Annotated in this window: 13 protein-coding genes; 7 read left to right on the forward strand and 6 right to left on the reverse strand. The window is 58.3% G+C overall.

Annotated features, from left to right (window positions below):
• The first annotated feature begins 34 nt into the window (after nucleotides 1-34).
• The 4 genes from KP703_RS06080 (at nucleotide 35) to KP703_RS06095 (ending at nucleotide 5,361) form a co-directional block, all read left to right on the forward strand.
• A complete protein-coding gene (locus KP703_RS06080; RefSeq protein ID WP_215754137.1) occupies nucleotides 35-1,264 on the forward strand; it encodes a DEAD/DEAH box helicase in 1,230 nt (409 codons plus the stop codon).
• A gap of 54 nt (nucleotides 1,265-1,318) precedes the next feature.
• The gene (locus KP703_RS06085; RefSeq protein WP_215754138.1) at nucleotides 1,319-3,211 is read left to right on the forward strand and encodes a DUF4422 domain-containing protein; all 1,893 of its coding nucleotides are present in this window, start codon (nucleotides 1,319-1,321) and stop codon (nucleotides 3,209-3,211) included.
• Between the two features lie 8 nt (nucleotides 3,212-3,219).
• Nucleotides 3,220-4,197 carry a glycosyltransferase gene (locus KP703_RS06090; RefSeq protein WP_215754139.1) on the forward strand — a complete coding sequence of 326 codons (978 nt, stop codon included), beginning with the start codon at nucleotides 3,220-3,222 and terminating at the stop codon, nucleotides 4,195-4,197.
• 123 nt (nucleotides 4,198-4,320) lie between these two features.
• Nucleotides 4,321-5,361 (forward strand): succinylglutamate desuccinylase/aspartoacylase family protein, encoded by a 1,041-nt coding sequence (locus KP703_RS06095; protein WP_215754140.1) that lies wholly within the window; start codon nucleotides 4,321-4,323, stop codon nucleotides 5,359-5,361.
• Nucleotides 5,362-5,408: 47 nt separating this feature from the next.
• Here the strand turns inward: KP703_RS06095 and glyA are convergent, their stop codons facing one another.
• Complete coding sequence (glyA, locus tag KP703_RS06100; protein ID WP_215754141.1) at nucleotides 5,409-6,698, reverse strand: serine hydroxymethyltransferase; 1,290 nt, start codon at nucleotides 6,696-6,698, stop codon at nucleotides 5,409-5,411.
• Between the two features lie 180 nt (nucleotides 6,699-6,878).
• On the opposite strand from glyA, the gene KP703_RS06105 reads away from it, so the two are divergent.
• From KP703_RS06105 to KP703_RS06115, 3 genes are all read left to right on the forward strand, one after another.
• The gene (locus KP703_RS06105; RefSeq protein ID WP_062141512.1) at nucleotides 6,879-8,336 is read left to right on the forward strand and encodes an amino acid permease; all 1,458 of its coding nucleotides are present in this window, start codon (nucleotides 6,879-6,881) and stop codon (nucleotides 8,334-8,336) included.
• 142 nt (nucleotides 8,337-8,478) lie between these two features.
• Nucleotides 8,479-9,483 (forward strand): porphobilinogen synthase, encoded by a 1,005-nt coding sequence (gene hemB / locus KP703_RS06110; RefSeq protein WP_062271588.1) that lies wholly within the window; start codon nucleotides 8,479-8,481, stop codon nucleotides 9,481-9,483.
• A 157-nt stretch (nucleotides 9,484-9,640) separates the two neighbouring features.
• Nucleotides 9,641-10,366, forward strand: a complete 726-nt coding sequence (locus KP703_RS06115) for an arginyltransferase (protein ID WP_215754142.1) — start codon at nucleotides 9,641-9,643, stop codon at nucleotides 10,364-10,366.
• Between the two features lie 9 nt (nucleotides 10,367-10,375).
• Here the strand turns inward: KP703_RS06115 and parC are convergent, their stop codons facing one another.
• The 5 genes from parC to KP703_RS06140 all read right to left on the reverse strand — a co-directional run bounded on the left by parC (nucleotide 10,376) and on the right by KP703_RS06140 (nucleotide 16,588).
• Nucleotides 10,376-12,589 carry a DNA topoisomerase IV subunit A gene (gene parC, locus KP703_RS06120; protein ID WP_215754143.1) on the reverse strand — a complete coding sequence of 738 codons (2,214 nt, stop codon included), beginning with the start codon at nucleotides 12,587-12,589 and terminating at the stop codon, nucleotides 10,376-10,378.
• Nucleotides 12,590-12,657: 68 nt separating this feature from the next.
• Nucleotides 12,658-13,458, reverse strand: coding sequence for a DNA repair protein RecO (gene recO / locus KP703_RS06125; protein ID WP_215754144.1), 801 nt, complete (start codon nucleotides 13,456-13,458; stop codon nucleotides 12,658-12,660).
• Between the two features lie 18 nt (nucleotides 13,459-13,476).
• Nucleotides 13,477-14,382 carry a translation elongation factor Ts gene (gene tsf, locus KP703_RS06130; RefSeq protein WP_062141506.1) on the reverse strand — a complete coding sequence of 302 codons (906 nt, stop codon included), beginning with the start codon at nucleotides 14,380-14,382 and terminating at the stop codon, nucleotides 13,477-13,479.
• Nucleotides 14,383-14,510: 128 nt separating this feature from the next.
• Complete coding sequence (gene rpsB / locus KP703_RS06135; RefSeq protein WP_043553616.1) at nucleotides 14,511-15,320, reverse strand: 30S ribosomal protein S2; 810 nt, start codon at nucleotides 15,318-15,320, stop codon at nucleotides 14,511-14,513.
• A 164-nt stretch (nucleotides 15,321-15,484) separates the two neighbouring features.
• Nucleotides 15,485-16,588, reverse strand: a complete 1,104-nt coding sequence (locus KP703_RS06140; protein ID WP_215754145.1) for an aromatic ring-hydroxylating dioxygenase subunit alpha — start codon at nucleotides 16,586-16,588, stop codon at nucleotides 15,485-15,487.
• Nucleotides 16,589-16,753 lie beyond the last annotated feature (165 nt).

Consider the following 16,753-nt stretch of genomic DNA (forward strand, 5'->3'; position numbering starts at 1 on the left):
GTTTCAAACCCGGTCAGGACGGATACCACACAGCATGTCCAACAGCTTTGAGGCAATGGGCCTTCTGCCGTCTTTGTGCACATGGGCCGCACAAGCAGGCATGGAAGAGCCGACGCCTATCCAGCAAGCCGCCATTCCCGCAGCCCTTGCGCAGAAAGATATTCTGGCCATTGCCCCAACGGGCACGGGCAAAACCGCCGCCTATGCCCTGCCGATGCTGCAACAGCTTCTGGAAAGCAAACGCGCGCAGGATGTGCTGGTACTGGTGCCCACGCGAGAGCTGGCCTTGCAGACAGCCCGTGTGTTCCGCACCTGTCTGGGTCAAAAAGCCGATAATTCCCGCCAGAAAGCAGGCACCGTTGCCGTCGTGCCGCTTTATGGTGGCGCAGACAGAGCGCATCAGGCCGAGCGCCTGCTGCATGACGGCCCGCGCGTGCTGATTGCCACCCCCGGCCGCCTGCTGGATTTTGCCGATGGCGGGGAAATTATGCTCGCCTCCTGTACCCGCGTGGTGATGGATGAAGGGGACCGTCTGTTCTCCCCCGAGTTTTTTGAAGAAAGTGCGGCGATTGTCAGCCAGCTGCCGCCTGTCCGGCAGACGCTGTTTTTCTCCGCAACGCTACCAGCAGCCCTCAAACAGACTGTGCAGCAACTCCTGCGGCGGCCAGAAGAAATCCACATTACCCGTGCGGCAGAAAAGCGCGGTCCCATTCGTCAGGGCGCACTCTTTATAGAGCCTGCACAAAAAACCGGTTTCCTGCGACAGTTCTTCATGCGGGACCGCACCAACCGGGCGATTGTTTTCGTCAAAACCAAAGCCGAAGCGGATCAACTGGCCGCAACGCTCAAAAAAGCCCGCGTTCAGGCTGCCCCGCTGCATGCCGATCTCTCTCAGGCTCAGCGCAACGCAACAGTGGCCAGCTTTGCAGCCGGCAAAATTCTGGTGCTGGTAGCGACCGACATTGCCGCTCGCGGGCTAGATCTGCCCTCCGTGAAAAACGTGGTGAATTATGATCCGCCAGATCAGCCGGAAGCCTACCTGCACCGTATCGGCCGCACAGGCCGGGGTAACCAGACCGGTTCGGCTCTGACGCTGTGCTCGGCAGCCGAGCGTAAAAAGCTGCGTCAGATTGAACTGGGCGCGTCCGTCCGCCTGCGTATTCTCTCGCAGGAACAGGCGCTGCCGGACGCTGCGGAACCTAAACAGGCATCCGGAACGCCACGCGGCGGAAAACCCGCTCCTCGTCGCACATCCGGCACTTGAACGCAGGCCCAAAACAGTGGACCATAATCTCATGATTTGCACGAAGAGCGCCCGATGAGCACACGTCAGACTGACCTAGGCCCGGTTCATATTTATGTCTGCCATCATGCTGCGGGCATTACGTTTGAAGATGACGTGTTTCGCCCCATTCAGGTGGGCCGGGCTCTGGCCAATACGCACCTGCCCATCCGGGGGGATGACACGGGCGACACGATTTCCAGCAAAAACCGGGAATATTGTGAGCTGACAGCCCTGTACTGGGCCTGGAAAAATGACCCGGATGCCGCATGGATCGGCTTCATGCATTATCGGCGGTTTCTGGATTTTKCGTGCACAGGCCTCAAGACCGACCAGTTTGGCTGCATTACCCTGCAGGACATGACGCCCCAGACACTGAAGCAGATGGGCCTGAACGCCGCCACGGTCCGCAAGACGATTGAAAACACGCCCAATGCCTGCGCCATTCTCCCAGAGAAGTGGTCCGTGCGGAATGTCGGCTTTACGTCGTTCTACCAGCATTATGTGGAAGCCGATTACCACTTCGCGCATGATCTGGCTCTGACCCGCGCCGTGATTGCCGACCTGTACCCGGATGATCTCCCCGCGTTTGATACGGTCATGGCGGCGGATGAGGGCTACTTCACCAATGTCTTTGTCTTCCGGCGGGACCTGTTTGACACCTATTGTACGTGGCTGTTCGCCATTCTCTCAGAAGTGGAAAATAGGGCCGACCTGACCAATTACTCCGCACAGGCGCGCCGGATTTATGGCTATCTTGGCGAGCGGCTGTTCAATGTGTTCATGGCCTCCCCGCATGTGCCCAAAGAGGGCGTGATTGAACGCGCACGCTGCTTCTTTGAAAACACAAAAACCGGCAAGGAGGTCATCCTCCCCAAAAGCCCGCCAGCCCCGGCGGCAAACGCCGTTACCATTGTCACCGCTGCGGATGAAAATTTTGTTCCGCATCTGGCCGCGTTGCTGGAATCCATCAAGGCCTCCTTCAACCGGGACCATTTTCTGGAACTGGTTGTGCTGGATGGGGGTATTCCGCCCCTTAAGCGCAATCTTCTCAAACGGCAGTTCCATATAGACCTGCCCGCCAGCAAAGGCAGCCTGACCTTTCTGGATTGCCAGCATATGTATCGCGGCATTAGCACGCATATGCATTTCTCGCCGGCCACGTTCTACCGGCTCTCGCTGGGGCAGCTTCTCCAGCACCATCCGCGCGCCCTTTATATTGATTGCGACACCATTGTTCTGGCCGACCTGTGCCGCCTGTGGGACACACCGCTGAATGGCGCAGTGATTGCAGCAACACCGGACCTGATCATGAAGAATTTCGTGAACGCAGGTATCCGCTCCATGGAAGAAACCGGCGCACTCCCCGCCAGCCGCTATCTGAGCGAATATCTGGGGCTGCAGGGCCGGGGCGATGCCTATTTTCAGGCCGGTGTCATCCTGTTTGATCTTGATGCCTTCCGGGCCGCCAATATTTCCAATGCCGCCATCAGGGATCTGAGCAACCGGCGCTACTGGTTCCTTGATCAGGATATTCTGAACAAATATCTGATCGGCAAAGTCAAAATGCTGGATACGTCATGGAACTGTGTAAACAGCATCCGCGAGATCTTCCCGCATCTGAATGCCGACTGGCGCGCCAAGGTTCTGGAAGACCTCAAAAACCCGAAAATTGTGCATTATGCCGGGTATGAAGCCAAACCCTGGAACAACCGCAACGCGCCTCTGAGCTTCTTCTATTGGTTCTTCCTGCGGAAAACCTTCTGGTATGAAGCCATTTTCCATGGCGGCACGGCCCCGGGGGATGAACCGGCCCCCTTCCGGCACAGCCTGTTGCGCCGAGTGCTGACACGGGGCTGGCATCTCCTGCCGCGCCCCCTACGCAGACCTTTGTCCGGGGTTGCGTCACGCATCAAGCAAGCGTTGTAAGGCCCGATATGCCTTCTCAACCTGCTCCATCAGCCGGACAAAATTTATGCAAGGTGACAGCCGTCATTGTCACCTGCAACCGGCTACCCATGCTCAAAACAGTTCTGGAGCACACGCTCGCACAGAATTTTTCAGCCGTGGTGGTGGTCAATAACGCCAGTCAGGATGGCACGCGGGACTGGCTGGAAACCCAGATGGACCCGCGCCTGCATTGCGTGCATGAAACCGTAAACAGCGGTGGTGCAGGCGGATTTGCACGCGGCATGGACTATGCCGCCCGCCAGACAGACTGTGACTGGCTTGTCTGTTTTGATGATGATGCCTGGCCGCAGCCTGACGCCCTCAGAATCTTTCAATCCTTGCCGTTGCCCCCTACGGTGGGCGGGGTAGCCGCCGCAGTCTATTTCCCCAACGGGACCGTATGCGACATGAATCGCCCCGGTCTGAACCCGTTTGCCAGTATTGGGAAATTTTGCAGCCTTCTGAAAAGCCGCAGACGTACCTTTGCCATAGATCCAGCCGCCTACCAGCAGACCAAACCTTTGCCAGTCGATTATGCATCCTTTGTGGGCTTTTTTGTGCGTGCCGCTCTGGTGCGTGGCCCGCTGGGATTGCCGCAGAAAGACCTGTTCATCTATGCGGATGATATTCTCTACGCATGGAAGTTACGCAGTCTCGGCCTGAAAATTTTGTTTGTACCGGCCATCCGGTTTTCTCATGACTGCAAGACCACTGTCAGCTTTGCGCGCAACCGGTGGAAAATCTACTACATCGTCAGAAACCGAATTCTTTTTTACAAGAAAATTGCCGGATGGCTTTTCCTGCCGTTTGCCCCACTGCTGCTCCTCAGCACGCTGAAGCTTTACTGGAAAAACCGGACAACTCCACGTATCCGCTCCCTGATGCTCGCTGGCCTGCGGGACGGTTTGCGCAATGATACCAGCCGCGCACATACCAACATTGTGACCCTTGCCGACGAGTCCTGAGACAGATGGGATTGCAGCATGAGCCAAGGGGGATAATACTTCCTCCGCCATGCTGTGTCTTACCCCCTCATCTGGCGAAAACGCCCTCCTGATTTTCGGCTGCATAACAGGCTGGGTTTCGTCATGAGTTGTGCGTCCCGCCGCCAGAACACGCAACAGGGACGCATCCGTCTTCGTACCCTCTCAGAAACACTCCCCCCGCCGCAGCTTCCCCTGCCGCATTTTGATATCGCCCTCCCGCCGCCGGATCTCAGCCACTGGCAAGAGGGAAATTGCGGTATTCCCGGCGCCTATCATTTTGAAGCCACACACCCCGGCCCGCACGTCGCGATAACAGCACTCATGCATGGCAATGAATATGCCGGGGCCTATGCGCTGGATCATCTTCTGACCCACGCCGTTCGTCCGGAACGGGGCCGACTCACTCTGATTTTTCTGAATCTGGACGCCTATGCGCGGTTTGACCCGTGCCGCCCGACCCTGTCCCGCTTTATTGATGAGGACATGAACCGGCTTTGGCAGCCAGACCTCATTGCCTCGGCACATACATCGCATGAAATGGACCGTGTGCGCGCCGTAGCACCAATCCTCAACACGGTTGATGCCCTGCTGGATCTGCATTCCATGCTGTGGCCGGCAGACCCACTTTTTTTGAGCAACATGACAGAAAAAAGCCGCGTGCTGGCCTCAGCACTTTCGGCTTTTCAAACCCCTCCGCCGCTGGTGGTGCAGGATAGTGGGCATGAGGATGGCCCCCGGCTGATTGATTACGTGCGCTTTGCCTCCAACCGCACAACCGCCAAAGCCTGCCTGCTGGAAGCCGGTCAGCACTGGCAACCCGCAGCCGCCACACTGGCTCTGAGCGTCTGTCAGACTCTTCTGGAACAGATGGGCACCGTCTCGCCAAGTGGCAGCACCAACAGCACAGCTAGCCGCCAGAAGGTGCGGCATGTCACGGTGACAGATAACGTACAGGCTCTCACGCCCCGTTTTGTATTTGTCAAAACGTTTCGCAGTGGCGATATTATTAAAAAAGCGGGAACTTTGCTGGCATTTGACGGATCTGAAGAAATCAGAACCCCTTATGATAACTGCCTGCTGGTCATGCCCAACCTCAGGCCGATGCGCGGGCATACCGCAGTGCGGCTGGCCCGCTATACCTGAAGAACCCTGAGGCCGGGGCCGAAACCCCCGCCTCAGAATTCCAGAGTTTAGCGGTTATAGATCGGGAAGCGGGCGCAGAGTTCACGCACGCGCTCATGCACGGCGTTTTCAACTGCGGCATCACCTTCCCCGCCGGAAGCGGCGAGAGCGGTCAGCACTTCGTCAATCATTTCGCCAATCTGGCGGAACTCCGCTTCACGGAAGCCACGGGCCGTTGCTGCCGGGCTGCCCAGACGCACACCGGAGGTGATGGCAGGTTTTTCCGGGTCAAACGGGATGGCGTTCTTGTTGGCGGTAATGCCTGCGCGTTCCAGAGCGTGCTCGGCAGCTTTACCGGTCACTTTCTTGGGCCGCAGATCAACCAGCAGCAGGTGCGAGTCCGTGCCACCCGTCACAATATCAAACCCACGTTCCACCAGAACTTCGGCCAGAACATTGGCGTTCTTCTGGACGGCTTTCTGGTATTCCTTAAATTCCGGCTGAAGCGCTTCACCAAAGGCCACGGCCTTACCGGCGATCACATGCATCAGCGGGCCACCCTGCAGACCGGGGAACACAGCGGAATTGATCTTCTTGGCCAGTGCTTCATCGTTGGTCAGGATCAGACCACCACGCGGGCCACGCAGAGTTTTATGCGTGGTGGAGGTCACCACATGCGCATGCTCAAGCGGGTTCGGATACAGGCCAGCGGCCACCAGACCAGCAAAATGAGCCATATCGACCATCAGGAACGCGCCAACTTCATCCGCAATACGGCGGAAGCGGGCGAAATCGATGATGCGCGGATACGCAGACCCACCAGCCACAATCAGGGTCGGTTTGGTCTCACGAGCCAGACGCTCCATTTCCTCGTAGTCCAGCAGGCCGTCGTCTTTGCGCACGCCATACTGGACAGCGTTGAACCATTTGCCGGAATAGTTCGGGGCAGCACCGTGCGTCAGGTGGCCACCAGCTGCCAGACTCATGCCCAGAATGGTGTCACCCGGTTTGGACAGCGCCATGAAGGCGGCCTGATTGGCATTGGCGCCGGAGTGCGGCTGCACGTTGGCAAAGCCTGCGCCAAATAGGGTTTTAACGCGCTCAATAGCCAGTACTTCGATCTTATCGACCTCGGAGCACCCGCCATAATAACGGCGGCCGGGGTAGCCCTCCGCATATTTGTTGGTCAGTACGCTGCCCTGAGCCTGCAACACGGCTTCAGACACCATGTTTTCGCTGGCAATCAGTTCAATGCCGTCCTGCTGCCGCTTCAGCTCACTGGCGAGCGCTGCTGCAACATCCGGATCCGTCTTTGTAACCGGCGCATGAAAAAAACGATCCAGATCCGTCTGGCTCATCAGGAGCTCCTCATTTCATCTCGTTCAACCGGCCTGTGCACTGTCCTGTAAGTGCCAGGCCGTTCGTTACGTTTAAAACACATCTTGCTAAGAGAGATACTCTAACCTCTCTATGGGACGAAGACCACCAATTGCTCTATACGTCGTTTTCTTCACGGTCGAGACAGGAGAGAAAAGTCTATGACGCAAAGGCCTGCATCTTCCGCAGCGTCATTCATTACGCGCTGCATGCCTTTGGATAAGCTGGAATCCTCGCAAGGCCTCAAGCGTGTTCTTGGTCCGGGCAGCCTTGTTGCCCTTGGCGTGGGGGCTACCATTGGCGCTGGCCTTTTCTCTCTGACAGGCATTGCCGCGTCTGAAAATGCCGGACCGGCCGTTATCCTCTCGTTCCTGATTGCGGCCATAGCCTGCGGATTCGCAGGGCTGTGCTACAGTGAACTCGCCAGCATGATCCCCATTGCCGGCAGCGCCTACACCTACGCCTACGTCACGCTGGGTGAGCTGATGGCGTGGATCATCGGCTGGGATCTGGTTCTGGAATACGCAGTGGGTGCCGCTACGGTGGCGGTCAGTTGGTCACGCTATGTGGTCTCGTTGCTGGATTCGTGGGGCCTTGTGCTGCCTCCACGCCTGACAGCCTCCCCTTTTGAGACCGTGCAGATGCCAGACGGCAGCCTGACAGTCGGGCTAATGAACCTGCCTGCCGTCTTCATCATCGGGCTGGTCTCCATGATCCTCATCCGCGGCATCTCCCAGTCTGCCAAGGTCAATGCCGTCATCGTCGTCATCAAGCTGCTGGTGATTGCTGCCTTTATCGGGTTTGGCATTTCCTACATCCACCCGGCCAACTACCACCCCTTCATCCCGCCGAATGACGGCACGTTCGGCCATTATGGCTGGTCTGGCATCATGCGGGCCGCTGGCACGATCTTCTTCGCCTATGTCGGGTTTGATGCGGTTTCCACCACAGCGCAGGAAACCAAGAACCCGGCGCGGGATATGCCCATCGGCATTCTGGGCAGCCTGCTGGTCTGCTCGCTGGCCTATATCGCGTTCTCCTTCGTCATGACCGGTCTGGTCAATTACAAGGACATGCTGGGTGATGCCGCCCCGGTTGCCACCGCCATTAACCGCACGCCCTACCACTGGCTGCAACTGGCAGTAAAAATCGGCATTATCTGCGGCTTTACCTCTGTGCTCATGGGCATGCTGCTGGGCCAGAGCCGGGTGTTTTTTGCGATGTCACGAGACGGCCTGCTGCCGCCCATGTTCAGCCGCACGCATCCGAAGTTCCAGACGCCCTGGCTGTCCAACATCTTCTTCATGATCATCACCTGCCTGCTCAGCGCCTTTCTGCCCATTTCCGACCTTGGGCATATGACGTCCATCGGCACTCTGCTGGCCTTTGTGCTGGTCTGTGCGGGCGTGATGGTGCTGCGCCGCAAATCTCCGGATGCTCCCCGCGCCTTCCGCGTACCGGGCGGGGATCTCATCCCTGTGCTGGGCATTCTCAGCTGCTCCGCCGTCATGATCTCACTGGACAAGCTGACATGGATCCGGCTGGTCGTGTGGCTGGCCATCGGCATGGCCATCTATCTGGGTTACGGGCGCTATCGCAGCGTTCTTGCGCGGTCCTGACCCCCGCGCGCATGGGGTTGCATAACGCGGGAAGCGGCGCATACTCGCTTCCCGCTGTTCACCCCCGTCGGGTTTCTGCCTGATCTGGCCTCGCATTGCCCGGCCCATCAGGCCCGCCCGACACGCAATGGAGATCCCGCCCATGCTGGCTGGTCGCTTCCCTCAGGCCCGCCCTCGCCGTAACCGGTTTGATGATTTCACGCGCAGACTGGTCGCTGAATCCTCTCTGGGCATCAACAATCTGATCTGGCCGATTTTCTTCATGGAGGGTACCAACTCCGTGACAGATGTGGCCTCCATGCCCGGCGTACAACGCGTCACGCTGGACCGACTTGCTGCCCATGTTGAACCTGCCGCCAAGCTGGGTATCCCCGCACTGGCCCTGTTCCCCATCACACCGCCTGAAGCCCGGAATGAAACAGGCTCTGAAGCCCTGAACCCGGACAACCTGATGTGCCGGGCCGCGCGCCTTCTGAAAAAAGAATTCCCCAATGTGGGTCTGATTGGCGACGTGGCGCTGGACCCCTACACCAGCCATGGTCATGACGGCATTATCCGGAATGGCTATGTGGTGAATGATGAGTCCGTCACCATTCTCGCTCAGCAGGCTGTTAATCAGGCTGCTGCCGGGGTGGATATCCTTGCTCCGTCCGACATGATGGACGGACGCATTGGCAGCTTCCGCACGGAACTGGACAAGAACGGGTTTGTTGATACCCGCATCATGTCCTACGCCGCCAAATATGCCAGCGCCTTCTACGGTCCGTTCCGTGATGCTCTGGGCTCCGGCGACCTGCTGAAAGGCGACAAGAAAACCTACCAGATGGACCCCGCCAACAGCGATGAAGCTCTGCGTGAAGTGGAGATGGATATTGCCGAGGGTGCGGACATGGTCATGGTCAAGCCGGGCCTGCCGTATCTGGACATCATCCGCCGCGTGCGGGACACGTTTGCCGTGCCGACCTTCGCTTATCAGGTCTCCGGTGAGTATGCGATGCTGATGGCCGCCATCCAGAATGGCTGGCTGGACCATGAGCGCGCTGTAATGGAAAGCCTGCTGGCCTTCCGCCGCGCTGGTGCACATGGCGTGCTGACGTACTTTGCGATTGAAGCCGCAGAGCGCATCAAACAGACATACGGCGTCTGAACAGCAGCCGAAGCCCCGCGCTTCGGCTTCCGCCCGCATCGCCTTTCTGTGAAACCTCTTTTGGCCGGAAAGCCAGTGCGTTACGGGCGGCGTTCCTGTTACAGTCTGGCAGGCTGTTTGTTTTACCAGCCTGCCACTCCTTTTCCGGACATGACGTATGGTTTCTACACTGCGGCAATCGCAGTTTTTCTACACCACAGCGCCCCAGCCCTGCCCTTATCTACCGGGACAGATGGAGCGGAAGGTGATTGCGGATCTGGCCGTCCCCAATGCGGACGCCCTGCATAACCGCCTCTCCCGCGCCGGGTTCCGGCGCAGCCATACGCTGGCTTATGCGCCTGTGTGCGCCACCTGTTCGGCCTGCACGCCTATCCGCATTCCCGTGCATCGCTTTGAACCCGACCGCACGCAGCGGCGCACCCTGCGTCACAATGCCGATTTGCAGGCCAAACGTCTCCCGCCCATCACCACGCCCGAACAATACGCCCTCTTCCGCCGCTATCAGACAGCACGCCATACGGACGGTGACATGGCCACCATGACGGGAGAAGACTATCGCAGCATGGTGGAAGACACACCCGTGGAAACCATGCTGTTTGAATTTCGAACAGAAGCGGGTGAACTGATGATTGTCAGCCTGATTGACCGGCTGGAAGATGGGCTGTCGGCTGTCTACAGCTTTTACAATCCGGACCTGCCCCGTCGTTCACTCGGTAGTCTGGCCGTGCTGTTCCTTATTGAGGAAACCGCACGCCTTGGCCTGCCTTACCTGTATCTGGGTTACTGGATTCAGAAAAGCCGGAAGATGTCCTACAAATCCCGCTTCCAGCCTGCCGAAATCCTGACCCACGGCGTCTGGCACACGCTGGATGCTGAGGCGTAATACTCCTGTTCAGGCTTTCTTGAGCGCCCAGGAGGGGGCTTCCTTACCCACAGCGGCGCGTTTCCCTACCCAGGTCTGAAGGTCAGCAAACGGACGCAGGCGCACGTTGCCGGGCCATAGCAGACCATCCTCAGCTTTAAAGACGACCGCATTCTTCAGGGACTCACTGGCTTTGGCATATTTCTGCAAGCCGACTCCCAGACCACGCCCCATGACCGGCAGTTGCTCCAGCGGGAAAATCAGGAAGCGGCGGTTACTGCCCAGCACGGCAACCTGATCACCTTCTGCAGGCACGCAGAGCTGTGCGCTTTCCTCGCCCTTCAGGTTGAGCACCTGACGGCCTGAACGCTTTTCCGCCACCATGCTCTCTTCGTCCACCAACATGCCGCGCCCGGCGCTGGAAGCGACAAGGCGACGCGCACCGGCCTGCACCGGGAACACGGTAATCACGTCTTCATCGTTCGAGAGATCAAACAGCAGACGCACTGGCTGGCCATCGCCACGCCCTCGCGGCAGGTCCGCGCCTTTCACGGTAAAGGCGCGCCCATCAGTGCCGAAGAAGCACAATTTATCTGTGCTCTGGCAAGGCACCGCAAGGCGCAACCCGTCGCCTTCCTTGAACTTCTGGTTCTCCAGATCAACAGCATGACCTTTCACAGCCCGCACCCAGCCTTTCTGAGACAGGATGAGGGTCAGAGGCTCACGCTCCACCGTTTCCACTACGGAGATATCAATGGGGGCCGGAGCGGACTGGAGCGTGCTGCGCCGTTTGCCCAGCTGACCTTGCCCGAATTTCTTGACCATGCCCTCAAGTTCACGCCCGATACGGGACCAGCGCTTCTTCTCGTCACCCAGCAGCGTTTCCAGTTCGGCCTTCTCGGCTGAAAGCGCGTCATGCTCCTTGCGGATTTCCAGCTCTTCCAGCCGGCGCAGGCTCCGCAGCCGCATATTGAGCACAGACTCGGCCTGCAGATCGGTCAGTGAGAACGTGGCAATCAGGCTGGCCTTCGCATCATCCTCTTCACGAATAATGCGAATGACCTCATCCAGATTCAGATAAACTGCCAGGAAACCTGCCAGAATTTCCAGCCGACGCAGGACAGCGTCCAGACGGTGGCGGCTCCGACGCTCCAGCACCACATGGCGATGGTCCAGCCAGGCACGCAGAACGTCTTTCAGGCCCATAACACCCGGTGCGCGGTCCGCGCTCAGCACGTTCATGTTCAGCGGGAAGCGGCTTTCCAACGTGGTCGCCCGGAAGAGGGTTTCCATCAGCACTTCTGGCTCAATGCCGCGTGTTTTTGGCTCCAGAACCAGACGGATTTCATCCGTGCTTTCATCCCGAATGTCGCCCAGAAGCGGCAGCCTCTTCTGCTCCAGAAGATCGGCAATCTGCTCAATGAGACGAGATTTCTGCACCTGATACGGAATTTCGGTGACAATAATCTGCCAGGTGCCAAAACGCCCCTGTTCGACTTCCCACCGCGCCCGCATGCGGAAGCCACCACGCCCTGTCTCATAGGCTTTCAGAATGGCATCCGAATCTTCAACAATCAGGCCACCGGTCGGGAAGTCCGGCCCCGGCATCAACGCCAGCAGTTCAGCCGTGGTGCTTTCTGGTTTACGGGCCAGCAGTGCAGCAGCCGCACAGACTTCGGCAGCATTATGCGGCGGAATGCTGGTGGCCATCCCCACAGCAATCCCGGCCGCACCATTGGCCAGCAGGTTCGGGAAAGCCGCCGGCAGCACAACCGGTTCCTGCTCTTCACCATCATAGGTCGGGCGGAAATCGACGGCATCATCTTCAATACCGTCCAGCAGAGCCTTGGCGACTTCGGTCAGCCGCGCTTCCGTGTATCGCATGGCGGCGGCGTTATCGCCGTCAATGGAACCGAAGTTCCCCTGCCCTTCGACCAGCGGGTAGCGAGCGGCAAATTCCTGCGCCAGACGGACAAGCGCCTCATAAACCGAGGCATCCCCATGCGGATGGAATTTACCAATAACGTCACCCACCACACGGGCGCATTTCTTAAAGCCGGAGGACGGGTCCAGCTTGAGCTGGTGCATGGCGTAAACAAGCCGGCGATGCACCGGCTTGAGGCCATCCCGCACGTCAGGCAGCGAGCGCGACATGATGGTGGACAGCGCATAGGCCAGATACCGTTCACTGAGCGCATCCGCCAGCTTGGTATCCTCAATATGGCCTTCAAATGTCTCGCTCATTTCCTGCTCCCCAGACCCAATGCCGGCTCTCATACAGCCTGAGACATAACGCTGTGACGCGTTTTGTTCTAGTCTCCTTCTTCTTCAGACGTCTCATTCGGCTGTCCGGCAAGACGCGCCACACGATCCACCAGCCGCTCCCGCGCCGCAGGCAGGGGACGATGCCGCTGCCCGAAGGCGTCCCGCGCCAGAAAATGACCTGTCAGCCGCAACCCGGCCAGCCAGTCCTCCGGTGTGCCGGTTTCCTCCTCAGACAGCAGAAAGGACGGAAGCGGCAAAAGCCTGTCTTTCCATTCCCCGGCACCGTCTTCAGACACCGCTTTTCCTGTTTTGGGGGATACATAGGCGAGGCCCGTTGTGGCGCCTGTCACTGCGCAGGCGGAAAAATCGAGACCAAAGCCAAGTTCCGTCAGCAAAGCGCATTCCCAGCGCACCACATCCGGCAGCCCTTCCCGCTCGGACACGGCGGGGTCAAACCCCAGAAAACTGAGAAGTTTTACCGTTTTGGCAAACAGTATCGGGCACGGCTCACCTTCCGGTAAAGCCGCATCGGCCAGCACACAGACGGACTGGACCATGGCCAGCGTGAGCGGCGCATCCAGCAACCGGAAGCCGCAGCCATACAGTAATTCACCCGAAAGCCGGACGATGCCGCCGGCAGAGCGAGCCTGAAAACGGGTTTTAACCAGATTTCCCGGCTGCCATAACGCGCTGCCTGCACGGGATCTGGCCCCATAAACCACACCGCGCACCAGCCCGTTTTCTTCTGTCAGCACATGCACACGGGCGTTATTTTCGCCCAGCAAGGCCGCAGAAAGCACAAGGACGGGAGCCTCCCTGTCGAAGGAAGTCCCGCCCTGTTGCATCATCGTGCAGAAACGCCTGACTTAGACGCCGGAAACCTTGGCCACTTCAGCAGCAAAGTCGTCGGCTTCTTTTTCAATGCCTTCGCCCAGCTGGAAGCGGTCAAAGCCAACCAGCTTCACGCCAGCTTTCTCCAGAACTTTCTTCACGCGGCTTTCACCGTCATGCACCCACACCTGCTCCAGAAGAACAACTTCTTCATAGAACTTGCGGATACGACCTTCGACCATCTTTTCGATGATGGCTTCCGGCTTGCCGGAGTCTTTCGCTTGGTCGATCAGCACAGCGCGTTCACGCTCAACTTCAGCCTGATCAAGGCTGGTCACGTCCAGAGCGGACGGACGCGTTGCAGCAACATGCATGCCAATCTGACGGCCGAGCTGGGTAATGGCGTCAGAAGCAGACGGAGCTTCCAGAGCAGCCAGAACACCAATCTTGCCAACGCCCGGGCGCAGGGCACCGTGCACATACGTTGCCACAACGCCAGACGGCACCGTGAACACGCGAGCACGACGCAGGGACATGTTCTCACCAATGGTGGCGATCAGGTGCGTCAGTTCGTCAGCAACGGTGCGGCCGCTGGCCAGCGTTGCTGCCTTGATAGCTTCCAGATCGTCACCGACCTTAAGAGCAACCTGAGCAACAGATTCAACAAAGCTCTGGAACGCTTCGTTACGGGCCACAAAGTCCGTCTCGGCGTTCACTTCAACCATGGCTGCTTTTTTGTCTTCGGATGCAACAGCAACCAGACCTTCAGCAGCGGTACGGCCGGACTTCTTGGCAGCAGCAGCAAGGCCCTTGGTGCGCAGCCAGTCAACGGCACCTTCAATTTCACCGTTGGACTCGTTCAGAGCCTTTTTGCAGTCCATCATGCCTGCGCCCGTTTTTTCGCGCAGTTCTTTGACCAGTGCAGCGGTAATGGCCGCCATAGTTCATCTCCTTAAAAACCGGAACGCGCCCCTGAGGGCGCGCACAGGGCTGTCATGCCTGTGTGCAGGCATCTATCGTATCTGAAAAACCGGCCCGGCAGATCATGCGCGGGCCGGCCAGCAAAACTTTAGTTTGCAGCAGGTGCCGGAGCAGCAGCAGCTTCAGGCGCTGCAGCCGGAACTTCTGCTTCCAGAGCCGGGTCAACCGGCAGTTCTTCAGCAGCACCGAAATCCTGGCCAGAAGCGCCCAGTTCAGCGGAGATCCCGTCCAGAACGGAAGAGGAGACCAGATCGCAATACAGGGAGATGGCGCGGATGGCGTCATCGTTACCCGGAACCGGGAAGGTCACGCCCTTGGGGTCGGAGTTGCTGTCCAGAATCGCCACAACCGGAATGCCCAGCTTGTTGGCTTCTTCAACAGCCAGCTTTTCCTTGTTGGTGTCGATGATGAACAGGATGTCGGGCAGACCGCCCATTTCCTTGATCCCGCCGAGGGAACGTTCGAGCTTGTCACGTGCGCGGGTCAGCTCAAGAATTTCTTTCTTGGTCAGACCGGACGTGCCGCCGTCCAGCGTTTCTTCAATCTGGCGCAGACGCTTGATGGAACCCGTAATGGTCTTCCAGTTCGTCAGCATGCCACCCAGCCAGCGGTGGTTGACGTAATACTGACCGCAGCGCTTTGCAGCTTCAGCAATCGGTTCTGCAGCGGCGCGCTTGGTGCCAACAAACAGAACGCGGCCACCACCGGCAACAGTATTGCGGATTGCCTGCAGGGCGCGGTCAAGCAGGCCAACAGTCTGCTGAAGGTCGATGATGTGGACCTGGTTACGCACACCGAAGAGGTATGGCTCCATCCGCGGGTTCCAGCGGCGGGTGTGGTGACCGAAGTGAACACCAGCTTCAAGCAGCTGGCGGAGTGTGAAATCTGGCATCGCCATGGGGCGTATTCCTACCTTATCTGGTTAATCCTCCGCGAAGCACGGCCCCTTTACTGTTCAGGGCACCAGAAGGTGTATGGCTTCGCGTGCGTAGTCCCGGCCTGGGCCAAGCGATGCCGATATGGCGGTTTTYGCTGGCCCTTGCAAGGCAAAAATGCGGGTTATCAGCCCTCTTTGACAGGTTTGGCGTTTGCGTTGGGCACGCCTTTGCGGGCCAGAAGAGCCCGCAGAGCCTTCACAATAGGGAAGACTTCAATATTGTGGTCGCCCCCAAGCTCACGCCAGGCCTTCTGTTCCAGTTCCACAATTTCACGGTCTTCTTCAAAGATACGGTGCGTGAAGATCCCCAGAACCGGCCAGGCCATATCCAGCAAAAAGCCCCATTTGGGCTTTTTGACGGAGAGCAGACCAAACGTCTGGGTGCCCAGCTGGTCAGACCCGAGCGGCACATAGGCCACCCACAGGTCCATCACCAGATCACCATCTTTGTCATGAATTTGCAGAGTCTGGTACGGGTAGGTGGTGCGGATGGAGACAATTTCCTCCACCGGCTGTTCCTGCCCTTCAATCTCACGATGCTTGCCGAAAATCAGGGCTTCGGCCAGCGGCTGATTGCCACCCTTACGGGCAAAGCTATACCGGGCTTCCTGAAAATTCTCGCCCTTGTCCTGCCCCATGAAGCGGGCCGTGATGGACCCCATCTGCCGCCGATGCAGGAACTGATGGTTCATGTCCATCAGGTTTTCATGCATGAAGGTGTAGTGGCATTTCAGACGCGGATGGAAACGGCGGGTCTTGAATTCCGGATTTTCAACCTGCGCGATATCAGGCATCGGCACGCTGTCCGCCAGAGCAGGGTCTCCGGGGAACACAAAAATCAGACCGCTTTTTTCCCGGCAGGGATAAGACTTAACAGGCCGCCCCACCCCTTCCTTATTAAGATAAGGCACCGTGACGCACTGGCCCGCACGGTCAAATGCCCAGCCATGATAGCAGCATTTGATGCAGTCACCCTCGACCTTCCCCTTACTCAGGGGCACCTGCCGATGGGCACAGCGGTCTTCCAACGCATAAACCGGACCATTTTCCGGACGAATCAAGGCAATGGGGTGCCCTGCATACCGGGCAGGAAAAGTCTTCCCCGGGCGCACCTTGTGCGACCACGCAATGGGGTACCAGAAATTCGGATCACAATCGATCTGCCGCAGATCATACTCCGGGGCAGAGACCTGTTCAGCCGGTTTTTCTTTGACTGCTTCTTCCTGCATGGGTCACCTCTCACATTACCAGAGGCGAATGCGCAAAAAACGGCACCACCTCACCGGGTCATGCCGTCTAGGATTGGTCTTTCCCCCAGGATCAGACAAGCCCCACCTCTGCATGCCAGATTAGCAAGGGGTTAGCGCATTATAAAGAAGGAGCCCTCTGCTCCA

Origin of the sequence: Acetobacter sp. P5B1 (genome assembly GCF_018811985.1) — a bacterium.
Lineage (GTDB): Bacteria > Pseudomonadota > Alphaproteobacteria > Acetobacterales > Acetobacteraceae > Acetobacter > Acetobacter cerevisiae.